The organism is Kordia sp. E (genome assembly GCF_056033805.1).
In genome coordinates this window covers 1,845,784-1,866,174 of sequence record NZ_JBRASR010000002.1, presented here as the reverse complement: position 1 = coordinate 1,866,174, position 20,391 = coordinate 1,845,784, and the positions used below count along the sequence as shown (strand labels likewise).

The 20,391-nt window shown below is 32.6% G+C and carries 20 protein-coding genes and 1 tRNA gene; 12 read left to right on the top strand and 9 right to left on the bottom strand.

The genetic code is table 11. The annotated features are described in order from the left end of the window. Positions 1 to 115 precede the first annotated feature (115 nt). From ACUUYC_RS11415 to lspA, 5 genes are all read left to right on the top strand, one after another. Entirely contained in the window at positions 116 to 601 is a 486-nt protein-coding gene (locus tag ACUUYC_RS11415) for a hypothetical protein (protein WP_474265961.1), read from the top strand. 13 nt (positions 602 to 614) lie between these two features. Further along, positions 615 to 1,544: a dihydrofolate reductase gene (locus ACUUYC_RS11410; RefSeq protein WP_474265960.1), complete on the top strand. Its 930-nt coding sequence runs from the start codon at positions 615 to 617 to the stop codon at positions 1,542 to 1,544. Between the two features lie 19 nt (positions 1,545 to 1,563). Then, the gene (locus ACUUYC_RS11405) at positions 1,564 to 2,715 is read left to right on the top strand and encodes a DinB family protein (RefSeq protein WP_474265959.1); all 1,152 of its coding nucleotides are present in this window, start codon (positions 1,564 to 1,566) and stop codon (positions 2,713 to 2,715) included. A 119-nt stretch (positions 2,716 to 2,834) separates the two neighbouring features. Further along, the gene (fabD, locus tag ACUUYC_RS11400; protein ID WP_474265958.1) at positions 2,835 to 3,725 is read left to right on the top strand and encodes an ACP S-malonyltransferase; all 891 of its coding nucleotides are present in this window, start codon (positions 2,835 to 2,837) and stop codon (positions 3,723 to 3,725) included. 15 nt (positions 3,726 to 3,740) lie between these two features. After that, positions 3,741 to 4,247 (top strand): signal peptidase II, encoded by a 507-nt coding sequence (gene lspA, locus ACUUYC_RS11395; RefSeq protein ID WP_474265957.1) that lies wholly within the window; start codon positions 3,741 to 3,743, stop codon positions 4,245 to 4,247. 62 nt (positions 4,248 to 4,309) lie between these two features. On the opposite strand, the gene ACUUYC_RS11390 is transcribed toward lspA, so the two are convergent. Further along, a complete protein-coding gene (locus ACUUYC_RS11390; RefSeq protein WP_474265955.1) occupies positions 4,310 to 4,522 on the bottom strand; it encodes a hypothetical protein in 213 nt (70 codons plus the stop codon). Between the two features lie 227 nt (positions 4,523 to 4,749). On the opposite strand from ACUUYC_RS11390, the gene ACUUYC_RS11385 reads away from it, so the two are divergent. Continuing rightward, complete coding sequence (locus ACUUYC_RS11385; protein WP_474265954.1) at positions 4,750 to 4,950, top strand: hypothetical protein; 201 nt, start codon at positions 4,750 to 4,752, stop codon at positions 4,948 to 4,950. Positions 4,951 to 5,216: 266 nt separating this feature from the next. Continuing rightward, a complete protein-coding gene (locus tag ACUUYC_RS11380) occupies positions 5,217 to 6,797 on the top strand; it encodes a hypothetical protein (RefSeq protein WP_474265953.1) in 1,581 nt (526 codons plus the stop codon). A gap of 62 nt (positions 6,798 to 6,859) precedes the next feature. Here the strand turns inward: ACUUYC_RS11380 and ACUUYC_RS11375 are convergent, their stop codons facing one another. From ACUUYC_RS11375 to ACUUYC_RS11365, 3 genes are read right to left on the bottom strand one after another with little or no spacing between them, the layout of a single operon-like run. Further along, entirely contained in the window at positions 6,860 to 8,140 is a 1,281-nt protein-coding gene (locus ACUUYC_RS11375) for a metal-dependent hydrolase family protein (protein ID WP_474265952.1), read from the bottom strand. A 20-nt stretch (positions 8,141 to 8,160) separates the two neighbouring features. Next, positions 8,161 to 9,186: a UDP-glucose 4-epimerase GalE gene (galE, locus tag ACUUYC_RS11370; RefSeq protein WP_474265951.1), complete on the bottom strand. Its 1,026-nt coding sequence runs from the start codon at positions 9,184 to 9,186 to the stop codon at positions 8,161 to 8,163. Between the two features lie 27 nt (positions 9,187 to 9,213). Continuing rightward, positions 9,214 to 10,371, bottom strand: coding sequence for a DegT/DnrJ/EryC1/StrS family aminotransferase (locus ACUUYC_RS11365; RefSeq protein ID WP_474265950.1), 1,158 nt, complete (start codon positions 10,369 to 10,371; stop codon positions 9,214 to 9,216). Positions 10,372 to 10,469: 98 nt separating this feature from the next. Between ACUUYC_RS11365 and ACUUYC_RS11360 the strand changes: the two genes are divergently transcribed. Both ACUUYC_RS11360 and ACUUYC_RS11355 read left to right on the top strand, forming a co-directional pair. Next, on the top strand, positions 10,470 to 11,702 hold the full coding sequence (locus tag ACUUYC_RS11360) for a 3-deoxy-D-manno-octulosonic acid transferase (RefSeq protein ID WP_474265949.1): 1,233 nt from the start codon (positions 10,470 to 10,472) through the stop codon (positions 11,700 to 11,702). Positions 11,703 to 11,845: 143 nt separating this feature from the next. Continuing rightward, positions 11,846 to 12,256 (top strand): hypothetical protein, encoded by a 411-nt coding sequence (locus ACUUYC_RS11355; RefSeq protein ID WP_474265948.1) that lies wholly within the window; start codon positions 11,846 to 11,848, stop codon positions 12,254 to 12,256. An 82-nt stretch (positions 12,257 to 12,338) separates the two neighbouring features. Here the strand turns inward: ACUUYC_RS11355 and ACUUYC_RS11350 are convergent, their stop codons facing one another. The 4 genes from ACUUYC_RS11350 to ACUUYC_RS11335 form a co-directional block, all read right to left on the bottom strand. After that, positions 12,339 to 12,575: a hypothetical protein gene (locus tag ACUUYC_RS11350; RefSeq protein ID WP_474265947.1), complete on the bottom strand. Its 237-nt coding sequence runs from the start codon at positions 12,573 to 12,575 to the stop codon at positions 12,339 to 12,341. A gap of 188 nt (positions 12,576 to 12,763) precedes the next feature. Further along, positions 12,764 to 12,952, bottom strand: a complete 189-nt coding sequence (locus ACUUYC_RS11345; RefSeq protein ID WP_474265946.1) for a hypothetical protein — start codon at positions 12,950 to 12,952, stop codon at positions 12,764 to 12,766. 279 nt (positions 12,953 to 13,231) lie between these two features. Further along, entirely contained in the window at positions 13,232 to 13,471 is a 240-nt protein-coding gene (locus tag ACUUYC_RS11340) for a hypothetical protein (RefSeq protein ID WP_474265945.1), read from the bottom strand. 105 nt (positions 13,472 to 13,576) lie between these two features. Continuing rightward, positions 13,577 to 13,658 (bottom strand) — tRNA-Leu (locus ACUUYC_RS11335). Positions 13,659 to 13,767: 109 nt separating this feature from the next. On the opposite strand from ACUUYC_RS11335, the gene ACUUYC_RS11330 reads away from it, so the two are divergent. After that, positions 13,768 to 15,156, top strand: coding sequence for a dipeptidase (locus tag ACUUYC_RS11330; protein ID WP_474265944.1), 1,389 nt, complete (start codon positions 13,768 to 13,770; stop codon positions 15,154 to 15,156). Between the two features lie 81 nt (positions 15,157 to 15,237). Here ACUUYC_RS11330 and ACUUYC_RS11325 read toward each other — a convergent pair whose 3' ends face one another. Beyond that, a complete protein-coding gene (locus ACUUYC_RS11325; RefSeq protein ID WP_474265943.1) occupies positions 15,238 to 16,773 on the bottom strand; it encodes a family 16 glycosylhydrolase in 1,536 nt (511 codons plus the stop codon). Between the two features lie 335 nt (positions 16,774 to 17,108). Here ACUUYC_RS11325 and ACUUYC_RS11320 point away from each other — a divergent pair, with 335 nt between their 5' ends. Continuing rightward, positions 17,109 to 17,480, top strand: a complete 372-nt coding sequence (locus ACUUYC_RS11320) for a BlaI/MecI/CopY family transcriptional regulator (protein ID WP_474265942.1) — start codon at positions 17,109 to 17,111, stop codon at positions 17,478 to 17,480. Then, positions 17,477 to 20,113 (top strand): M56 family metallopeptidase, encoded by a 2,637-nt coding sequence (locus ACUUYC_RS11315; protein ID WP_474265941.1) that lies wholly within the window; start codon positions 17,477 to 17,479, stop codon positions 20,111 to 20,113. Before ACUUYC_RS11320 ends, ACUUYC_RS11315 begins: the two co-directional genes overlap by 4 nt. The last annotated feature ends 278 nt before the right edge of the window (positions 20,114 to 20,391 follow it).

Here is a 20,391-nt window from a genome sequence, read left to right as displayed (position 1 = left end):
AAATACGTTCATCTAAATAAATTGCATTTCATAGTGAAATGTTATCTTTTCATTGCAACAGAATGTAGTATTCAAAAAAGAAAAGTATCTTTATGTGATTAAAAATTATACAGTAATGAAAAAATTTATTATCCCCGTTTTATTTTGTTTAACAATTAGTGTTGGCTTTGCACAAACAGCAACAAACATGTCAACTCCTAAAACATCACCAAATGGAACTATTCATTATACCGTAATGGACAATGCGCCATTATTTGAAGGATGTGAAAATGCAGGTCAGTCAAAACAAAAAAGTAAATGTACTACAGATAAAATACAAGCATATATTCAAAAGAATTTTGACAAAAATATAGCGAAATCAATATCAGCAAAAAGAAACATTAAAAACAATAAAGTATACATTCGTTTTATTGTAAGCAAACAAGGAAATGTTGAGAATATTGGTGTACGCACTAATAATAGTGCTATGAAAGCAGAAGTAAAAAAAATTCTAGCTTCTTTACCTAATTTCTCACGCGGAACACACAAAGGAAATCCAATGAATGTTTCATATTCTTTATCACTTCAAGCTGATTTATTATTAAGAAATGCTGCTGAATAAAAAATAAACACACATGTTTGGCAAAAAAAAGAAACCTACCACACAAATAGATCAAGAACAACTTGCTCTAATTGAAACTGCACAAAAACGTATCAAACAGAAAAAGCGTCTATATTATCATTTAGTCATTTTTATTATTGGTTCTGCATTTTTAGTACTCTTAAATATTGTTTTAGGGTTTGGAAAAGATTTTAAAATATTTCAAACGGAATGGTTTGTATGGGCAGTATTGGCTTGGTTTTTCGTATTCCTATTTCATTCATTTGATGTATTCATTACGAAAAAATTCATGGGAAAAAATTGGGAAGCAAAACAATTAGAAAAATTGGTTGCCAAACAAGAATATCGTATTGAAAAACTAAAACAAAAATTCTTAAAACAAGAAACAGAAATTGCAAAAGCGCAAGCTATGGAAGAAATTACCAATGAACCGCAGCCAATTTCAAAAAGAAAATCGTTGTCATTAATTGTGGCTGCAGCCGAAAATAACACGATTGGTAAAGACAATCAATTAATTTGGCATTTGAGTAACGATTTAAAACGATTTAAAAAACTAACTTCTGGTCATCATATTATTATGGGCCGCAAAACGTTTGAAAGTTTCCCAAAACCATTACCTAACAGAACTCATATTGTCATAACTCGTCAAGAAGATTACAAAGCACCTGAAGGAGTTATTGTCGTAAATTCTATTCAAGATGCTATAAATGTCGCTACACTTAGCGATGGTGAACCATTTGTAATTGGTGGTGGTGAAATATACAAGCAAGCACTTCCATTTGCCACAAAAATTGAATTAACTCGTGTGCATCACGAATTTGAAGGTGATACATATTTCCCAGAAATTGACGAAACAACATGGAAAGAAGTTGCCAATACTTTCAACAAAAAAGATGACAAACACGATTATGAATTTTCTTTTATTACCTACAAAAGAATATAATTAAACACTCAAAATTTTAATGAATATTAATAGTTTATTCCCAAAAAAGAATTTATACTACTTTCTTGTGCTCTGCCTTTTTATAGTAAGCAACAGTTTTAGCCAGGATAAAGAATGGACGGCTTTTACCAAGTCTATCAAAATGACTTCTGATTCTAAATTGAAATTTAAACTCACGGCTTCTGTAAAATTAGTTGATGGAAACGTTTTAAGTTGGGCTTCTATTTGGGCAAACGTTGATACTAAAAATGATGAAGATGGTTTTTTTGACAACATGCAAGATCGTCCTATAATATCAAGTGATTGGGCTACATATGAAATTAATGGTTTTATTGATGACAATTCAACCGACTTAAACTTTGGTGGAGTATGTTTCTCTGGTGGAAAGTTTTATTTTGATGACTTCAAACTCTACGTTGAAAATAAAAATACAGGAGAATTTGAAGAAGTAAAGTTAAGCAATGCTCAATTTGAAAAAAGAATAACTGATGGAAAACTTCCCGATTGGGAAATTCCAGATCCTATACTTAGCGACTCAATTACAAAAGGATATGGTTTCAGATTAGTAAAAGATAATCCTACTAAAAACCTATCACTTTATATTGAAGGAAGAAATATTAAAATAGATCGTACAGACTTGATAGGTGAGCGAGATGGATATTCTCCACAAATTGGAACGTTAATTTCTATGTTGAATAATTTGAGTTCTCGTGTAGAACGTGTTGTTAAAAATTTAGACAAAAGAGAACTTGACCATTTACACGATGAAAAAGCAAATTCCATTGGCGCGTTAATTATGCATTTAGCCGCAGCCGAAAAAATATACCAATTATATACTTTTGAAAATAGAGGTTTTAATGATGATGAAGAAAAATTTTGGGGACCAGCTTTAAACTTAGGTGATGCCGGTAGAAAAACTTTCAAAGATCACGATGTTAAATACTATTTGAAGATTTATAAAGAAGTACGAGCAAAAACACTCGAAGAATTCAAAAAACTAGATGATAGTTGGCTTACAAAAATTCGCCCAGGATCTACCGAAAACAATCACTACTATTGGTTTCATGTTATGGAACATCAATCCAGTCATTTGGGACAAATACTATTTCTAAGAAAAAGAATTCCTCCTCCACCAACTATAGATCTAAAAGGAAAAAAGAAAATTGATTAAGTTTTAAAAATCAACAAATTAGGCAAAGTCAGATATTACCTTAAAATTATCTATTTTTGCAGCAACTAATTTAAAAACAATCGCTTTCTTCATTTATGAAGAAAAAATAAGATATACTTATGAAAGCATATATATTTCCAGGGCAAGGTGCTCAATTTACAGGAATGGGATTAGATCTTTATGAAAAATCTGATGTAGCACAACACCTTTTTGAAGATGCCAATGATATTCTAGGATTTCACATTACAGATATTATGTTCGAAGGAACTGCCGAAGATTTAAAACAAACGAAAGTTACGCAACCAGCTATCTTTTTGCATTCTGTTATTTTAAGTAAAGTATTAGGAGATGAATTTCAGCCAGAAATGGTTGCAGGACATTCTTTAGGAGAACTTTCTGCTTTAGTTGCCAATGGAACATTAACCTTTGAAGATGGTTTAAAACTTGTTTCACAACGTGCCTTAGCGATGCAAAAAGCTTGTGAAGCACAACAAAGTACAATGGCTGCCGTTTTAGGTTTAGACAATGAAGTCGTTGAAAAAGTATGTAACGAAACAACTGGAGTTGTGGTTGCTGCAAATTATAACTGTCCTGGACAAATTGTAATTTCAGGGGAGATTGACGCAATTAATGCCGCTTGTGAAACTTTGAAAGAAGCTGGCGCTAGAAGAGCTTTAGTATTGCCTGTTGGTGGTGCTTTTCATTCTCCATTAATGGAACCTGCTCGTGAAGAATTAGCAGCTGCTATTGAAAACACAACATTTAACAAACCAAATTGTCCTATATATCAAAATGTACCAACTACTGCTATTGTTGATGCAGACGAGATTAAAAAGAACTTAATTTCACAACTAACTGCGCCTGTAAAATGGACACAGTCTATACAGCAAATGATTGCTGATGGGGCTACTTCATTTACAGAAGTTGGACCTGGAAAAGTGTTGCAAGGATTACTACGTAAAATTGATCGTTCTGTAACAGCACAAGGTGCTACTTTTGGAGAAGAATAAATTTATAAAATTGCTATGAAGGTTTCCAAAACAATTAGAATACTGTTGATTTTTGGACTGATTTTACTAAACGTTGGTTGCGACCAAGTTTCTAAATCAGTTGCTAGAACTCACATAGAAACACGTGAAAATATTTCTGTTATTGGTAACTATGTAATTTTAACTAAAACCGAAAACAAAGGCGCATTTTTAGGTTCTTTTTCAACATTAGAAAATCCAATTTTGAAAAGTATTCTTTTGATATTACTTCCAATTGCAGTATTACTTTTTATTCTACGAATGATTATTGTGAATACAGACTTAGATAAATACATGATTTTTGGATTGTGTTGTATTATTGGTGGTGGAATTGGTAATTTATATGATAGAATTCTATACAGCTCTGTAACCGACTTTATGCATATCGATTTAGGCGGTGTTTTTAGAACTGGAATTTTCAATATGGCTGATGTTTCCGTCATGCTCGGAACAGGACTACTTATTCTCTCCTTTATTAAACGAAAAGAAGTTTCCATATCATAATATAAAAAGCCTAGTTTTCACTAGGCTTTTCTTTTGACTTCAATTTTTGTTTCTTTTACATACTATAGCGGAACACTTTCGCATTCGCTTGGAAGCGCACCATTCATATCTCTTGATGTATAAGGTTCATGACTCAAACAGTCTAACTCATAGGTTAATGGTTCCTGCTCTTCTCTTGGACAAAACCAAGTATATCCTGGCAATCCACCTTTAATGGCTAAATTAGAAATTGACTTTTTGTTTAATAATAGGTTTTTTAAATGCTTTTTTTTCATGATAATATTAATTATGGTTAATAATTTATTTATCACTAAACTATTAAAGAACGTCGTTCATTTTAGATGATAACTTCTGAAAAGCATGTTTGAATTGCTATAATTATTTATTAATAAACTTTTAATCATGTTTTATTCAAAAATGTTAACTACGGCATTCCCGTACATCATTTCTAAGCTTTTTTTATAATTTGATATTATTAGTTTAACCAAAATTATTTTAGATCATGAAAAAAAGAAGCACAAAATTATTAAAACTTCGCAAAAATTCTATTTCTAACTTGGAAAATAGCCAACTAAAAGGAGGAACTTTACAAACAGGTACAACAATAATTATTACAAAAGATACATGTACCTCATTTATTGATGCTTGTCCGTCAGCTTGGATATGCCCTACTGATTTCAGGAATTGTCCTTTTCCTTTTTAAGAAAAACTACAAAACAAAAAAGGAGCAGTGAATTGCAATTCACTGCTCCTTTTTCATACTAAATAGATATATAAGCTATAGCTCATATATATTTCTACTTTACCCCAAATACTACATCTTCCATTGTATCAACACCTTACACAACGTCTTTATTTGTCACTATAATAGTACGCAAACTGGTATCGATCTTTAAAAACAGGTATTTTTACCGAGGTGTATATAGTATATTATCCATAAATTTGACAACTAACCAAATATTAATCATTATGAAGAATTTACTTTTTAAAGGCTTATCTATCGTTTTAGTTTTTGCGTTTATTATGGTTTCCTGTCAAGAAAAAAAGGATAAGGATAAATATAAAACGACAACTAATGGAACTGCTACAGCTGAAATTGTCATGAACGCTCCCATAAACTCTAAACTCCCTGCCGATGTATTACAATCGTGTATAGTAAGCAGCTCAGATTTTGATTCTTGGTTTGCTTCTGAAACTGTTTCTAAAAATGGTGCTGTAGATGCAGCCAATTCAGTAACTGCTTTACACAACAATAATTGTGATTTTTACAAATGGTCTGAACAAATGTTTTTGTGGGTTACCTCACCAAATACCTCAGGAGATTATAGTAGTGGAACTGTTATGGAGTCAGATAGTTTTTATACGGTATCTACATCTGTTGATGGTGTACGTACATTAATACCTCATGAAAAAGGAAAAATGATAAGTGCAGTAGCTAATTCTCAAAAAAATGATAAACTCTTTGCTGCTGATACTGAAGAAGGACAAGCAACAGATGATGTATTGATGGCTCAAAATGGTTCACTCATTTATTATATAAGCATGGTGAATGATGTATATGCACAATATTTAAATGGAGTTGCAAATAGCGGAGGAAGTGTTAGTGGAAGCGAATTCCCTACAACACAAGATCAATTAAACACTATTATTGCTTTTGCAGAAACACAAGGAATTACTGTTAAAGACCCTAACACTTTAACAATAGAAGTTAAAACTTCGTGGGTAGCCGCTGATGAATTAACAAATATAGGTGATTATATTACGATGGATGCTATTGTTCCTACTTATGATACAAGTAATGATCAAAAATGGATTCCTAACGGTTCAGAACCAAAAAAATTAGCAATGATAGGAATACATATTGTAGGTACCATTGATGGACACCCTGAAATGGTTTGGGCAACTTTTGAACACGTGAATAATGCACCTAATCTTGAGTATACTTACCTAGATACGGAAAGTAATACTAAAACACAAGCTGCAGATACAGGAAATGATTGGTTATTAAATAGTGATAGTTCAAATTCAACATACAATCAATCACATATGAAGTTTTGTAACTCAAGTGAGTTAAAGCAAAAGAAGTGTGATGAACTTAACACTATTTTTGCAACAACAGACAATACAATTAGTGCTAGTAATACTAAAATGACAAAACCTTGGGGAGTTGCAAATGACGGTGTACCTAATGCTGAAAATAGCTCAGCAGCAGCATCTAACAGCGAAGTAATTTCTATAAATAATAGTGTACTAGGTCAGTTAGCCTCAGGTGATTTACGTAAAAACTATATTTTTATTGGAGCTACTTGGACTGACGATGGAGCAGCGCCAAATGGAACAAGTTATTCTGCAACAAATACAGCTTCAGGTGTAGCTATAGGAACAAGTCAATTAGCTAATAGCACAATGGAAACTTATGCACAAAACGGAGCAGGTTATTCTCAATATGGAACTTGTTTTAGTTGTCACTCTAATTATGCAAACCCTGGTTTAACTCCTTCAGACTTAAGTCATATATATGCAGAATTATTAAAAGGAGAAGATAAATAATAATATTTATTAAATTAATATAAAAGCAAAGCCATATGCATTATGTATATGGCTTTGCTTATTTATTGCTTGTATATTTTTCCATCTTTCATTACAAATACCACGTTTTCCATCGTATTGATGTTTTTTGTAGGATCTTGATCAACTGCTACAATATCAGCTAAAAATCCAACTTTCAATTGTCCTAATTGATCTTCCATTCCAAGAATTTTTGCATTCGTAATTGTTGCTGACTGAATTGTTTCTATTGCTGGCATTCCGGCTTCTACCATGAAACCGAATTCTTTTCCATTGAGTCCATGTTTATAAACTCCAGCATCTGTTCCAAAGGCAATTCCAACACCTTTTTTATAAGCTTTAGCAAATGTTCCTTGAATTTTTGGTCCAACAGCTAATGCTTTAGGAACAATAATATCTGGGTAATATCCTTTAATTTTTGCCTTTGCCTCTACTTCTTTTCCTGCCGTAATTGTTGGTACTAAATACGCATCGTGCTTTTTCATGAGTTCCATTGTTTCCTCACTCATTAGCGTTCCGTGTTCAATTGTTTTTACACCACCAATAATAGCGCGTTGCATTCCTTCATCTCCATGTGCGTGTGCCGCAACGTGCATTCCGTAATCTTTTGCTGTATCACAAATTACTTTAATTTCTTCAACTGTAAATTGTGGGTTACTTCCACTTTTGGCAACACTCAAAACACCACCTGTTGCAGTAATCTTAATAACATCAGCACCATTTTTATAACGCTGGCGCACTGCTTTTTTAGCATCGCTCACATTATTTACAACTCCTTCTTTTGGTCCTGGATCGCCAATAATTTCTTTACGACTTCCGTTTGTCGGATCGGCATGTCCACCAGTTGTTGCTAATGATTTTCCTGCTGTAAAAATTCTTGGTCCATCAACTCTTCCTTGATTAATAGCGTTTCTTAAAGAAATATTTACACCACTTCCACCTAAATCACGTACGGTTGTAAATCCTGCATTTAGTGTTTCATCTGCAAAACCAACAGAACGAAAAGCTACATCTGCGTCATTTAAAGTATATTTTTCTAAATAAGCTTTCGGATTTGTTTCGCTTTCTATGTGAACGTGCATATCTATCAATCCTGGCATTACCGTTTTTGACTTTAAGTCAATCATTGTAATGTTTGCTTTTTTGGGTTGTAAATAACCATTAGAAATACTTGTTATTTTATTTCCAGAAACTACAATTGTTTTTTCTGTAAGTACTTTTCCACTTTCTGTATCAATGATTTTTCCACAATGAATATATGTTTCTTGTGCAATTGCAACTGTAGAACACAATATCCCTAAGAATAAAATGAGTAGTTTTTTCATATGGTTATGTTTATGGTTTGTTAGTTGATTTTTCTTATTTTCTGTTCCCATTGCCAAGCTGAAAGCATTGCTTCATCTAATGTAGAAGTTGCTTTCCAACCTAAAACGGTATTTGCCTTAGTCGTATCTGCATAGGCAGAAATTACATCACCTTCTCTCCTATCTACTATTTTATAGTTAAGAGATTGCTTGCTTACACGTTCAAAACTCTGAATGACTTCTAAGACAGAACTTCCAGTTCCTGTTCCGATATTGAATACTTCAAAAGAAGTTTCATGCTTTTGGTTTAGTAGTCTTTTTAAGGCAACTACATGCGCTTTCGCGAGATCAATCACGTGAATATAATCACGAATACAAGTTCCATCTTCCGTAGGATAATCATTTCCAAAAACTGATAGTTGAGTTCGTAAACCTGCAGCTGTTTGTGTTATAAAAGGCACTAAATTTTGTGGAACTCCATCTGGCAATTCGCCAATTGCGCAACTTGCATGCGCTCCAATTGGATTGAAATATCGTAATGATATTACTTGCAAACCTTTGGCAACTTTGGCTGTATCAATTAGAATTTCTTCTCCAATTTGCTTGGTGTTTCCGTATGGAGAAAACGCTTGCTGAATTGGTGCATGTTCCGAAATCGGCATTTTTTCGGCTTGACCGTAAACCGTACACGACGAACTAAAGATAAATGCTATACTGGCTTTGTGCTGAATTTGTTGTAAAACCGTTACTAATGTTGAGATATTATTTTCATAATACAACAATGGATTTTCAACACTTTCACCAACAGCTTTACTAGCTGCAAAGTGAATGATTCCTTGTATATTTTGATGCCTTTGGAAGAATGAGATTGTTGCCAATTTGTCTCTTAGATCTAGCTCTTCAAATTGTGGTTGCATTCCTGTAATGCTTTCTATTCCGTTAAGAACTTCTGCTGATGAATTTGATAAATTATCAATAATAATAACTTCAAACCCTGCTAATTGCAACTCAACAACTGTGTGTGAGCCAATGTAACCTAATCCGCCAGTAACAAGTATTTTTTTCAAACTTTAAAAATTCGTGATAAACATCAATTAGCCATTAACAAAATTCAATATCGTGCTCGTAATGAATTCGATTTGATCATCTTCTAATTCTGTATGCATTGGCAATGAAATTACTTCTTTTACCAATTGATTCGTTACAGGAAAATCTGCTTCGTTGTAACGATCATCTTTATATGCTTTTTGTAAGTGTAAAGGAATTGGATAGTATACACCACAAGGAATTCCGTTATCGTTTAAGTGTTGAACTAACGCATCTCTATCTACATCAATAACGCGTAATGTATATTGATGATATACATGACAATTACAATTTCCATCTCCTGGATTTCCACACAGTTTTGTTGTTTGTGGTGTAATAATTTTATCACTTCCTTTTAAAGCTTCTGTGTATTTATGGGCAGCTATTTGACGTGCAGCATTATATGCATCTAAGTTTGTAAGTTTTGCACGTAAAATTGTTGCCTGAATAGAATCTAAGCGAGAATTTACTCCAACTACATCGTGATGATAACGTTTGTACATTCCGTGATTTACAATTCCTCTGATTGTATGTGCTAAATCGTCGTCGTTTGTAAAGATAGCACCGCCATCACCATAGCAACCTAAGTTTTTTGAAGGAAAGAAAGAAGTTGAAGCTACATGTCCAATACCTCCTGCCTTTTTTGTGCTTCCATCGGCAAATGTATAATCTGCTCCTATTGCTTGTGCATTATCTTCAATTACAAATAAATTATGCTCTTTTGCAATTTCTTGAATTGCATCCATGTTAGCACATTGTCCAAATAAATGTACAGGAACAATAGCTTTCGTTTTTGGAGTAATTGCTTTACGAATGGCTTCTGGATCAATGTTGAATGAATCTTTCTCTACATCAACTAACACTGGCGTTAATTGTAATAATGCGATTACCTCAACTGTTGCTGCAAATGTAAAATCGGCAGTAATGACTTCATCTCCTGGTTTTAATCCAAGTCCCATCATTGCAATTTGTAATGCATCAGTTCCATTTGCACAAGGAATTACATGCTTTACGTCTAAATATTCTTCTAGTTCTTTTTGAAATGCGTGTACTTCGGGTCCGTTTATGAATGCTGCAGATGCAATTACATCTAATACGGATTGATCAACTTGGTCTTTTATTTTTGCGTATTGACCTTTAAGGTCGACCATTTGGATTTTCTTCATTCGTATCTTTCTTTTGTTCTAACAATATTACAAAATTGTACAACGATACCCAATGAATTTAAGTGAAAGAATGTATTTTAGCAGTAAACTTTTGGCTTTTGTATTTTATCTACAACATATTGATCTACATTACTGGTTTCTTCCTTAAAATAGTAGCGCTGTTTAATAAGAAATTAGGACTTTTTGTTGCAGGTAGAAAGACCGTTTTTGAAACTTTATCAAGTCAAATTAATGCTACTGATAACGTTATTTGGTTTCACACTGCATCTTTAGGTGAATACGAACAAGGCTTGCCAGTTTTAGAAGCATTGAAAAAGAAATATCCAACACATACGTTTGTTTTAACTTTCTTTTCTCCTTCTGGATATGAAGTTAAAAAAGATAGTGGCGTTGCAGATATTATTACATATTTACCATTAGACACCAAAGCAAATGCAAAACGTTTTTTAGAGTTGGTCAAGCCAGAATTGGTAGTGTTTGTGAAGTATGAATTTTGGCCAAATTATTTAGCTGAGTTAAAGAAACGTTCTATTCATACCATTTCTATTTCTACTATTTTTAGACCTTCACAAGCATTTTTCAAATCGTATGGCGGCTGGATGCGAAAGTCATTACACGCTTTTGATCATATTTTTGTACAGGATGAAGCTTCAAAAGAGTTATTGAACTCTATTAATTATATAAACGCAACAATTAGTGGTGACACGCGTTTTGATAGAGTTTTAGAAATTTTAGATAGAGACAATTCATTACAATTTATTGATGATTTTAAAGGAGATTCAACGTGTGTTGTTATTGGAAGTAGCTGGCAAGAAGATGAAGCTATTTTTGTCCCTTTTATTAATTCATCGAAGATAGATTGTAAATATATCATTGCGCCACATAATATTAAATCGCAAGAAATTCTAAAACTTAAAAATAGCATTACAAAATCGACTGTTTTGTTTTCTGAGTTGGATCAACATGAAAATTTGAATCAGTTTGATGTTTTTATTGTTGACACTATAGGAATTTTGACCAAAATATATAGTTATGCTGATATTGCCTATGTTGGTGGCGGCATGGGAAATACAGGTTTGCATAATACCTTAGAACCTGCTGTTTTTGGAATTCCTGTGGTGATTGGAAAAACGTATTCAGGATTTAAAGAAGCTGAAGATTTGGTAGCACTTAAAGGTGTACTTTCCATAAAGGTTCAAGCTGAGTTTGATACTCTACTAACGCGCTTATTGACAGACATCGATTATAGAAATGAAGTTGGCACTATTAATCATGTCTATGTCCATTCGCAGGGAAATGCAAGTGCGATTATTATGAAATATCTTTCCTAATTATAAGAATTCCTCAGAAAATTACCTTTTAACTGTTAAAATGATAATTTCATGGAGTGTTAAAAAGATGTTAAAACATTCTTTGCTTATCCGTAAAAGAAATCTTAACATTGTTATACAATTAACAATAAATAGATAACGAGATGAAAAAAGTAATTTTTAAAGTAGCACTTGCCCTTGCATTAGTATTTGGTGTGACTTCTTGTGAAGAAGTGAAGAAAAAGACAGATGATGCAGCTACAAAAACTGAAGAAGCAACTAAAGAAGTAAAAGACGCTACAAAAGATGCTGTTGATGCTACAAAAGACGCCGCAAATAGTGTAAAAGATGCTGCAAATGATGCTGTTGATGCTACAAAAGACGCTGCTAAAGATGCAGTTGATGGTGTAAAAGATGCTGCAAATGATGCTGTTGATGGAGCAAAAGGTGCTGTAAAGGACTTGAAAGATGGGGCTAACAAAGCTGCAGGAGATGTAAAAGATGCTGCAAACAAAGCGGTTGAAGATACTAAGAAAGCGGCTAAAGACTTAAAAGAAAAGGCTGCAGGTCACTAAGAATTTATTCTTTTTATATAGAAAAGTAAAAAGCTTCTCCAAATGGAGAAGCTTTTTTTATACGTTATCTTCAACTGTTTTATTAACAGATAGGAAGTGTATTTGGATCTATTTCATTTGTATTTACACAACCTGGTTGCCATGTTCGATCACAATTGAAAACAGTTCTCAAACATAAATTATTACCATTCTGATCTACTATTGTACGAATACAAACTTGAATAGAGTTTTGTTTTATTCCCCCAATTCCTTGATTTGCATGTAAGTTAGAAATTGATTTCTTGTTTAGTGATAGATTTTTAATGCTCTTTTTTTTCATGATGTATTAATTTTAATTCTTGATGAAATTAGGAAACTTAATTCAGGGTATATTACGGATTTACCGTATTTAACGTTTCATTAGTTATTTGTATTATTAGAAAGTAAAACATGAAAAATAAAAAAACACCTTCAAGGTTTGAAGGCGCTTTTTATCATAGAATTTTTAGTCTTTGATTTTCACTTTTCTTACAGACATACGCACTCACTTCCGTTGCCTTGTGTAAAACAACCATCAGATACTGGTGGACATTGCCCTGTGCATATTGCGGAACATAAGTTTGAAGTTCTTGATGATCCTCCTTTTAAGTTTTCAGTAGTAAGATTAGATACTACGCTTTTTTTGAATGCGATTTTTTTAATTGCTCTTTTTTTCATTATTTATTATTTTAAGTTGTACTAAAGTTAATCATTAAAAAAGAGAAGCGGTTACGGTAAAACCCTAATTTACAGGAGGTAAGAATTTTTAAAATAAAAAAACAACAACTAACTTTACCATTAATTGTTGTTTTTAAATTATTGAATTATAGTATTAAATTACTTTATGAGCATCTTTTTTGTAACGATTATTTCACTATTAGAAGTTAAGCTGTAAGAACATTTCTTTCCTTATTTCATTTGTTAAGGCGCATCTACGATTTTTCGACTCTATTTAAACTATACTTTGTGAGCTTTTTTCCATTTTAAGTATCCTCTGACCATTAATAAAAAATTGATAAAATGCATTACAGACAAAAACCATAAAGATGCCATTATACAAACAATAGTTGCTAATATTTGTCCTATTGCCATTATTGAGAATCCTTTGATGCTTTTTCGATTCATTAATTCAAAAGCTACTAAGATTAAAATAGCAGAAGCAATTTCTATAATGGTTTTTGGGAATTCAAATTCCATAGTATATAAAATTAAAAAGGTTATTAAATTTTAAATATAACAAAGTTTAGAACTGTATTGACACAAAAAAAGCCGAAGTTTTAAAACTTCGGCTTTCGCTTCTTGTGCGGGTGAAAGGACTCGAACCTTCACACCGTGAGGCACTAGATCCTAAGTCTAGCGTGTCTACCAATTTCACCACACCCGCAAATGTGGGTGCAAATATAAAGAAGATTTTGAATATTCAAAGGAAGTCTCAACTATTTTTATCTCTTTTTTTAGTACTTTTGAGTATCTAGATAAATTCAAGACACTACATGAATACTATAAAATCTTATGTTGAAGCGCATAAAAACCGTTTCATAGATGAACTCATCGAACTTTTAAAAATTCCCTCAATAAGTGCTGATCCAGCTTATACACAAGATGTAATTGATACTTCAGTTGCTATAAAGGCTAGTTTAGAAAAAGCTGGCTGTGATCATGTTGAAATTTGTGAAACACCTGGTTATCCTATTGTATATGGACACAAACATATCTCAGACGACTTGCCAACAGTTTTAGTATATGGACATTATGATGTACAACCGCCAGATCCATTAGACTTATGGGAAAGTGGACCATTTGAACCTGTTATTAAGAAAACAAAGATTCATCCAGATGGTGCTATTTTTGCACGTGGTTCTTGTGATGATAAAGGTCAAATGTACATGCATGTGAAAGCATTGGAATTAATGAACGAAACCAATCAATTACCATGCAATGTAAAATTCATGATTGAAGGTGAAGAAGAAGTTGGTTCAGAAAGTTTAGCTTGGTTTGTAGAACGTAATCAAGAAAAATTAGCCAATGATGTTATTTTAATTTCTGATACAGGAATGATTAGTAACACACAACCTTCTATTACAACTGGTTTACGTGGTCTAAGCTATGTAGAAGTTGAAGTTACTGGTCCAAACCGTGATTTACATTCTGGTTTATATGGTGGCGCTGTTGCGAATCCAATTAATATATTAACAAAAATGATTGCTTCTCTACATGATGAAAACAATCATATTACCATTCCAGGTTTTTACGATAACGTAGAAGAATTATCAAAAGAAGAACGTGCAGAAATGGCAAAAGCACCATTTTCACTTCAAGAATATAAAGATGCACTTGATATTGATGATGTATATGGAGAAACTGGTTATACAACCAACGAACGCAACTCTATTCGTCCAACATTAGACGTTAACGGAATTTGGGGCGGATATACTGGTGAAGGTGCAAAAACGGTGATTGCAAGCAAAGCATACGCAAAAATTTCTATGCGTTTGGTTCCAAATCAAGATTGGCGTGAAATCACAGAATTATTCAAAACACATTTTGAGAGTTTAGCTCCAAAAGGAACAACTGTGAAAGTAACACCACATCATGGTGGACAAGGATATGTAACGCCTATTGACAATATTGGCTACAAAGCAGCTAGCAAAGCATATGAAGATACGTTTGGCGTTCCTGCTATTCCACAACGTTCTGGTGGAAGTATTCCGATTGTTTCATTGTTTGAAAAAGAATTGAAAAGTAAAACTATTTTAATGGGATTTGGGCTCAATAGTGATGCAATTCACTCACCAAATGAACATTTTGGAATTTTCAATTACCTTAAAGGAATTGAAACTATTCCGCTGTTTTATAAATATTTCACAGAACTTTCTAAGTAAAATATAATCACTAAAAAAACCGCTTTAAAAGCGGTTTTTTTATATCTATTTCATAAAAGTATTCAAGCCTATCTAACTATATTATTCTATTATCAGCTTTTTAACGACTGAGTTCTCTCCAGCATAAGCTTTCAATACATACAATCCTGCTTTTAAGTTTGAAACATCAATTACATTTTCAGTAGTAGTTGTACGCATTACTAATTTACCGATAGTATCATATATTTCTATTGTATCAATAGAAATTTTTGAATTAATAAAAACATTTCCTGAAGTAGGATTAGGATATATTTTAAAGCTATTATCTTCAAATTCTTCAGTACTTAAAACATTTTGATATACTCTAACATAATCAATAATCATAGGGCTTTCCGTAAAATTAGGATCTATAGTTCCTGCAATGCCTCCCATAGCTATATTCAGTATCAAATATTGTTCTAAATCAAACGGCCATGTACTCGCATCTTTAACAGCCGGATTGTATGTATAGAAACCTACTCCATCAACTAAAAATGTAATTTGATTTGGCGACCAGTTTACTGAATATACATGAAAATTATTTGCTACATCCGAAAGCACTTGTGAACTTGTGTTTACTGTATTTCCAGAGCTAGAAGGTGTATGTATAGCACTTGATGCATGATTTACAGCACCAAGTCCATGTTCCATAATATCAATTTCTCCACATGCAGGCCAAGTAGCTGTTCCAAAACCTTCATTATCCCAATACGCGCCATCTTCATTAATATTTTTACCCAACGTCCAAATTGCTGGCCAAGTTCCATCGCCACTTGGTAATTTAGCTCTTACATCTACTCTTCCGTACGTGAATGCAAATTTTGAATTTAATCGTGCAGAAGTATATTGCTTTGTTTCTCCTTGATCGGTAAACGATTCTTTAATCGCTACAATATTTAAAAACCCATTTCCCACAAACGAATTTTCTATGCGATTTGTATAGTGTTGTTGTTCTCCATTAAACCAACTTCCATTTCCGCCAGTAGGCAATTGTGTTTGATGATACCATTTGGTTGAATTTACAGGACCACTTTCATTGAAATCATCAGACCAAACTAAATCTGTATATATAACATCTAATACGTTAGGATCTACAGGTATAGAACCATCATTAATATCATCGATTAAAAAAGTTCCTGGCACACTACTACCATCGTCAATTCTAACCGTTAATCTATTATATTGACCGCTTCCACTCACAGTAGAAAAATCAAAAGTTAATTCAGTCCAATTATTTTGTGAGGCTGTAGTTACGCCTACTTCAATATCTGGATTTGTACCATTTTCTAACTTTATTGTAATTGTATGTGAATTTGGATCGAATGCATAAAATTGTAATGTAATTTCATCTTCAACATCTAAATCAATCGTTTCGTTTAAATCAATATAATGTCCTTGTTCCATTGAAGAGTTAGAACGAAAAAACTGCCCTACTTGATTCCCTGAATCCGTTGGAGAAGGTATTCTAGCAAATGTGCTTCCGCCCCAAACATTAAAATTGTGTGAACCATATGAGAAGTCAATTGGCAATTGCTGTGAAAAAGCAAATTCTGAAAGAAATAAAAATATTACAAAAATTTTATAGTAATGGTTTTTCATGTAAGCTGATTTTCTTCAAATTTACATGTAAACGTCTAAAAAAACGTTTTTTCCACCTATACAAAAACTATACAACTCATGAAAATTAGGCGTTTTTTTCATATAAATGCTATTACACTTATACCTACACTCAAAATTATACGATTTAGCAGCTTCAATACGATTTCAAGAATTATTTTACCTCTACATTTGTAGAATTAAATTTTATATTCTACATTTGTAGAGTAATATTACAATACATTCTTGTGTAATGTGTATTCTTACTATGTTGATGTCGACCAATTATAGTAATGATAAAAATTATGCTAGAAAAATAACAATAAGACTCGTAACGGATGAAATTATCTAAAACAGAAGAACAGTTGATGCAGCATTTATGGAAGCTTGAAAAAGCATTTATGAAGGATATTTTGGAACAATATAATGAACCTAAACCTGCAACAACAACGATTGCTACTTTATTGAAACGTATGACAGATAAAGGATATGTTTCATATGCAACGTTTGGAAAATCGAGAGAATACTTTCCATTAATTGAAAAAGCAGATTATTTCTCTAATCATTTAAATGGATTGATCAAAAATTTCTTTAACGATTCAGCATCGCAGTTTGCTTCTTTCTTTACGAAAGAAACGAATTTATCCGATGATGAATTAAAAGAATTACGAAAAGTTATCGATCAACAACTAAAAGACAACAACAAATGATTATATATATCATAAAATCAGGATTATGTTTAGCGTTGATACTATTTGTATACAAAGTACTTTTAGAACGCGAACGCATGTACAAATTCAATAGATATTATTTGCTTTTTGGATTGTGTTTTGCGCTAGTAGTTCCATTTATTACGATGGAAATACCTGCCGAAATACCTGTTGTTGAAAATACACCTGTGATCAATTTTGAAGATTCTAATCTTACGGAAGCAATTCCTTTCGCAGAAGAAACTACGCAAACAACTACAGGTATTCCTAGTTGGATATACATAACAATTGGCTTGTATGTGATTGGGTATTTGGTATTCTTTCTTCGTTTTATGAATAATATTTATCAAATTTTCTATAAAATTACACGAAACGCAAAAGCATTTTATAAAAGAGCATCGTTGGTTTTACTAAAGGAAAATACGTTACCACATACATTTTTACACTACATATTTATTGAAAAAGAAGCGTATGATACTTCAACTATTGCTGAAGAATTGTATACACATGAACTCGCGCATGTAAATCAAAAACATACACTAGATATTATTTTAATTGAATTGATTCAAATTGTATTTTGGTTCAATCCGTTACTTATCTATTACAAAAAAGCGATTCAGCTCAATCATGAATTTTTAGCTGATGATGCTGTAATAAAATCAAACATACAAGTTCCAACCTATCAACAATTATTGCTTGATAATGCGAGTTGGAATCACAACTTATACTTAGCCAGTAATTTAAATTTTTCTGTAACTAAAAAAAGACTACAAATGATGACAAAACATACATCACGAATTCGTACATGGCTTTTTGCCTCGCTTACAATTCCTATATTTATCGGCGCACTATTTTTGTTTAGCACAAAAGTAGTTGCCCAAGAAATGACTGCTGAATTTGTTGAAACAACAGATTCACAAAGTACTATTCCGCCAAACGGAAAAGCAACTTATTATAAAAATACTACGTTTGTTCTGGAAAATGAAAAAGGCGTTAAAGTAACTAAAACGTATGCTGAACTTTCAGACGAAGAAAAAGCAAGGTTATTGCCAGTTCCAAAAACACCGTTGGCAAATCGTCCAACTTCAACACTTTTAAACGATTGGAAGAACAAAAAAGAATTTGCCGTTTGGGTTGATGGAAAAGTAATTGATAATACTAAAATTTCAAATTACGACATTGTACATTATATGGGAGGTTTTGTTTATAAAAATGCTAGAAGTAAACGTTTTCCACAATCGCACCAAATGCATTTATACACAGCTGCTGGTTTTGAAGAATTAAAGAAAGATATAGCAAGTCCATTACCTAAAGGTGCTGTAATACATCTCAAAAAAGGAAAACATGGAAAAAAAGTAGGTGCTATAACACCGAAAGTTTTAACAGCAAAAGAAGCACTTGCGGAAGCGAACGCATTACCTGTAAATTATGTAAATGAAGATAATGGTCCTAATGAGATTAATTTACCTGTACCAGAAAAAGAAAAAAGTAATCAAGGTAAAAAAGACATTATAATTCTGATTAATAAAAATGGTAAGTTCCTTGTGAATTATGATCATGTATGTGATCTGAACGAGTTAGATAAATTTATAAAGATTGAACTTGATAAAATTTTACATAAAAGAGCAAGATCTGGATTAATTATTTATGATGGATATGTAAAAGATCAGTTAGAAACTCCAATTGCTAATGCAAAGAAAGCATTAAGAAAATTTAAAATTTACAACGTTAACCTTATGAGTTCGGGTGATATTCCGCCGCCTCCACCGCCAGCTCCTAAAGTTCCAACAGTTATAGAAGTGGACGTAAAAGGTCATAAAGCTCCTGCCCCAAAGAAACCAACGGTTAAAGGAATTGTAGTAAAAGGCCATAAAGCTCCTGCGCCAAAAAAACCTGTTGTTATAGGAGTAAAAGCACCTAAACCATCAACAAAAGAAGAAGGTGAAACAATCGGTAGAATGCATCAAAACATTAAAGGGCAAAAAGTAATGAACATGACTATTAATGGTCAAAAACACTACTACATCATAAAAAATGGCGTGAAGTATATTTATAATGAGAAAAGTCAATTGGTTGATGAAAACGGAAAAGTTTTGCCGCCTCCACCGCCACCGCCGCCCATGCCACCAAAAAAAGTAAAGAATGCACCAGAAGTGGCTGAGAAAACTGAAGCAGTTGAAGTCGTTGAAGTAGCTGAAGAAACTAGAAAAGCAGGTTATCTAGATATCAATGGCGAAACGTACTATTATAACATCAAGGATGGATATAAACAAATTTACAATCGTTATGGGCAACCTGTAGATAAAAACGGAAAGGTTTTGCCACCACCGCCACCAAAAAAGAAAACAGAAACTGGAAAAGCTGATAAAAAGACTAAATCTTCTGGCTTAGTTGGCGTAAAGCACGTTCCAGATTATAGTAAAAATACAAGATCATTTCCAACGATAAATGCAGGCAACATCGTAGCACATGTAAAAGTAATGAATAGACATAATGCTGTATTTTATTTTAATGAAAAACGAATTACCTATAGAGAAGCATTGCGCATGGTTCGAAAGAATAAAAGCTTGCATGTATACTCACAATATGAAACTGAAAAAACGAGTGCTTTTGTAAAACTTTCAGAATCATAATATATTCCGATCAATTCATTTAGAAAAAGTTCTTATGTACGATTTTAAATATAAATCTAACATAAGAACTTTTCTTTTTACCTATTTTTAAAGCATCGAACGACAAGCTTTATCATGAAAAAATTCATCTTTCTACTAACTTTCCAACAGGATTAATTCAACTTACAATATTGAGTATGTCTAAACAGGCTACTCAAAATTGATTTTCAATAAAATAAGACGTTTTTTTTGTAACATTTACACAAATCTAGCGTTCTTATAGTATCATCATTCAAAAG